Here is a 3,830-nt window from a genome sequence, read left to right on the forward strand (position 1 = left end):
ACAACGGATCCAACGGATGAGCCACCCCAACAACAGCCGAGGTTTCAATATCGAGAGTCATGCTTATCTCCTAGATAGAACGTGATGAGGATGCCTACGGAACCCATGAACACAGCTCACGGCGCAGGCGCCATGGAGGTGGTTTTCGCGTAGGGATCGATGACACAAAAGGTCCCGTGATTCCCAGTACTGGTCGTCGTTGTCAGAACTGTTCATCTGGCGCAAATGACGTCCTCTATTCCTAGAGGGCCGGCCCGGTTCGGCTTCGAGCCTGGCCGCTGTGATGCGGGTCACCTGCGTTCCTTTCACAAGTAAAACTACGTGAGGGAATTGCCTTAGGCGAGCCATTTATAAACATTTACTTGAGAAATTCGGGACCGGAAATTCCCATGCCAGTTAACGTGCCGGAAACATTCGGAACCACCCCGGGCACGCCGCCGGACACTTACCTGACCCTGGAAAAAGCCCTAGGCGAACGCCTCGGAGGGGGTGCCACAAGTTCCGAACATGGAGCGCTCGGCCCATAACGGTAAAAAGCGGATGCTCTCAGCTGTACAGCTGAGAGCATCCGCTTTCATGACGATGACAGGCCGAAGTGGGCGGTCGTGGAAAGGCGCGGTGGCGTAAGGTCACGCCTTCGTAACCACACCCCCTGGCCGCAGCACGAATTCCACCAGCGGTTCAACATAGCGCGCGGCCAACGGGCCCAGAACGGCCATGACCAGCACATAGGCCGTAGCCATGGCCGCCACTTCCTGGCTTACGACGCCGGCCGCCACCGCCAGGCCGGCTATAACGATCGAGAACTCCCCTCGGGCGATGAGCGCCGTTCCGGCACGGAGCTGGCCGGTGCGGGCAATACCTGCACGCTTCGCAGCCCAGACGCCTGTGGCCATTTTGCTGGCCGCGGTGACAAGGGCGAGCACGAGCGCCAAGCCAAGAACCGGCGGGATGGACGCCGGATCGGTGTTCAACCCGAACGCCACGAAGAAGATGGCGGCAAAAAGGTCCCGCAGTGGCGTCAGGACGAGCTTTGCGTTGTGCGATGTGGCCCCGGAGATGGCAATGCCGAGCAAAAAGGCGCCTACTGCCGCTGACACCTGCATGGCTGATGCCGCGCCAGCCACGAGCAGGGCCGCCCCCAGAACTTTCAGGACGAACACCTCTGAATTCTCGCTGTGAACAGCCTTGGAAACATGGTGTCCGTGACGCAGCGCAACCACGAGAACGACGCTGACCACGGCCAGCGCGACGCCCACTGTTGTGAGCCCGGCGAGGAAACTGACTCCGGAAATTACCGTGGTGAGGACTGGAAGGTACACGGCCATCGTGAGATCTTCAAAAACGAGGATGGAGATCACCACCCGGGTTTCGCGGTTGCCCAGCCGGCCCAAATCGCTGATCACCTTAGCCGCGATGCCCGACGACGAAATGTAGGTTACGCCGCCCATCACCATGGCGCCCACCAGCCCCCAATTGAGCAAAAGGGCAAGTCCTGCCCCAGGCAGAAAGTTCAGGACCAAGTCGACGATTCCGGCCTGCCATGACCTTCGCAGGCCGGCGAAAAGCTCGGACGCCGTATATTCCAGGCCAAGCATAAGCAACAGTAGGATAACCCCGATCTCACCGGCGAGATGCGCAAATTCCTTCATGCCTCCAAGCTCGGCAATCCCGCCCGTGCCAAAGGCGAGTCCGCCGAGGAGGTAGAGGGGGATAGGTGACGTTCCGAATTTTCCGGCCAGTTTGGCGAGGAGGCCGAGGCAGAACACAACCGCGCCCAGTTCAACGAGGCTCACGGCTAGCGCGTCCATGGCCTTTATCCCCGCTGCAGGATTATGGCCACAGGGGAGACACCGCACCGCCTGCCTGCGACCGTGCTGCCAACGGCAAGCGACAAAAAGCTGTAAGTGGTGGACATGATGGCTTCCTCTCTGAAGCATTCATTCCTGTGGTTGTACCTCACGGTCCCACTAACAGAATTGAGTTAAGTGGGTCCGGTCCCCGGCGCGACTGACGAGCGCCGGGGACCGGATTTTTAGGCCTAGGTGGCCTGGGGACCGGTTATGTCACGGAGTAGGATCCAGAACCCTCTCGGGATCTGCGGTTTCGTACTCCGGGATGCGGGTCGCGGCTGCCTTGCTGCTCGCACGGCGCGACTCATGCTGCGTGTAGAACCAGATGGGTAGGTAAAGCGCCAGTACGAGGAAGCCAACCCACGTTGAGGTCCAGCCAATCTCCAGGCTGTTGAGGTAGACCACGCCGACCACGCACAACGGCACGTTGAACAGGCCAAAGATCAGAGCCACATGCTTCCAGCCCTTCGGTGCTTTGAAGGGCCGTTCCAGGCTTGCCAAGGCCGGGTGTTTCTTTGCTTTGACATAGGCAAACAGGCTGATGCCGTTGGCAAGGGTGTAGCCAATCGCGGAGGCGGCAAGAATTGCGGCGGCGTTTCCCATGGAAATCAACACCAGGTTGAAGGCGCCGATGATCAGCATGGCAACGAACGGAGTTCCTTGCCGGTTCGTTTTGCCGATGAATTTGGGAAGGTTACCTTCGGCGGACATGGAGTGCATGGCGCGCGACGAACCAAGGTACGCCGTTTGGATGACCAGAATCATGGCGGCGACCAGCATGATGATCGTGATGATTGAACCGGCCTGGCCAAAGGTAGCCTGGGCTACCGGAATCAGGGGCGAAACCGCTTCGGCCTGTACACCCTCTACACCAAGTACACCGATGACCGCCGTTTGCAGCAGTACATACAGGACCAGGCAGATGAGACCGCAGGCAAGCAGCGCCTTGGGAACGTCCTTCGCGGGGTTCTTGTATTCAGGGCCGTAGATGGCGGCCGTTTCCCAGGCACAGGCGCTCCACTGTGCGATTCCAAAGATGCCAAACAGCATCAGGACATGGTGCAGGTCCCAGGCCCAGTCAGTCGGCCACCAGCTGCCGGTGATGTTGGCCATTTCAACGTGGCCGGTAGCAAAAGGTGCTACGGCGAGGACAACCAGTGGGATCAGCGAAATGGCCGCCAGGATGTAACCCAGCATGGCGCCATCCTTGAGACCGAACCAGTTCACCACGAACAGTCCGGTGAATATCACCAGGCCGGAGATCAGTGCGAGCTGGTATTCGCTAAAGGTCTCGCCCAGTACCGGAAACAGCCCGTGCAGGTAACCGCCGACCAAGATGGCGAAGATCGCCAGTATCGGATTCCAGCCAAACCAGTAGCTCCAGGCGGTGAAGCCCCCGATCAGTTTGCCTTTGTCGTACTTGCCCTTGTAGTTCTCGCTGCGGAATACCAACTGGGCGAAGCCTGGCAGACCGGAGGCTTTGGGAAAGGTGGTGGCCATTTCGGCGTACGCCGCATTCTGCAGGAATCCCTGAAGGACCGATAGTCCCCAGATAAGGATTGCTGCGGCAGACAGGTACATCGGCAGGTAGCCCAGGGACGGCAGAATCAGCAGAGGTACGCCAAGTGCAATGGCCATACCCTGCTTCCAGTCGATCGATCTTTTCAGATGATCGCTGCCGTCCGAACGATTTTCACTCATGACATCTCCTTTGATGAACTGATCGTCTTGCGCCTACGCTGCGTCGATCCCGTTGGCCTGCGGGGAGTACAAAGCGGACCCGCAGATGCAAATATCCGAGCACGTAGGTGGCGAGATCGCGGGAGCGCCGTGGGCTTGTGCACGGTTGTGCTCCCGCGATCTCGACTTTGAATTGCTACTTGCCGGTGGAGCAGTGGCCGCCGTTGGTGGTGCGGTTTTCGGTGGGGAGGTTCAGGGTGGGGTTTTGGTTGAAGAAGCCGTGGGGTTCGAGCATGA

The 3,830-nt window shown here is 59.3% G+C and carries 2 protein-coding genes; both read right to left on the minus strand.

The window, feature by feature from the left end:
• Window positions 1–629: 629 nt before the first annotated feature.
• Window positions 630–1,811, minus strand: coding sequence for a cation:proton antiporter (locus AC5RWD_RS23010; protein ID WP_494022235.1), 1,182 nt, complete (start codon window positions 1,809–1,811; stop codon window positions 630–632).
• Window positions 1,812–2,066: 255 nt separating this feature from the next.
• Window positions 2,067–3,554, minus strand: coding sequence for an APC family permease (locus AC5RWD_RS23015; protein WP_494022236.1), 1,488 nt, complete (start codon window positions 3,552–3,554; stop codon window positions 2,067–2,069).
• Window positions 3,555–3,830: the final 276 nt, after the last annotated feature.

Source organism: Arthrobacter sp. CMU6, assembly GCF_059090205.1.

Bases quoted from the DNA above. Each gene is read 5' to 3' on its own strand.
- AC5RWD_RS23010 (WP_494022235.1), bottom strand. From the start codon at position 1,811: ATGGACGCGCTAGCCGTGAGCCTCGTTGAACTGGGCGCGGTTGTGTTC.
- AC5RWD_RS23015 (WP_494022236.1), bottom strand. From the start codon at position 3,554: ATGAGTGAAAATCGTTCGGACGGCAGCGATCATCTGAAAAGATCGATC.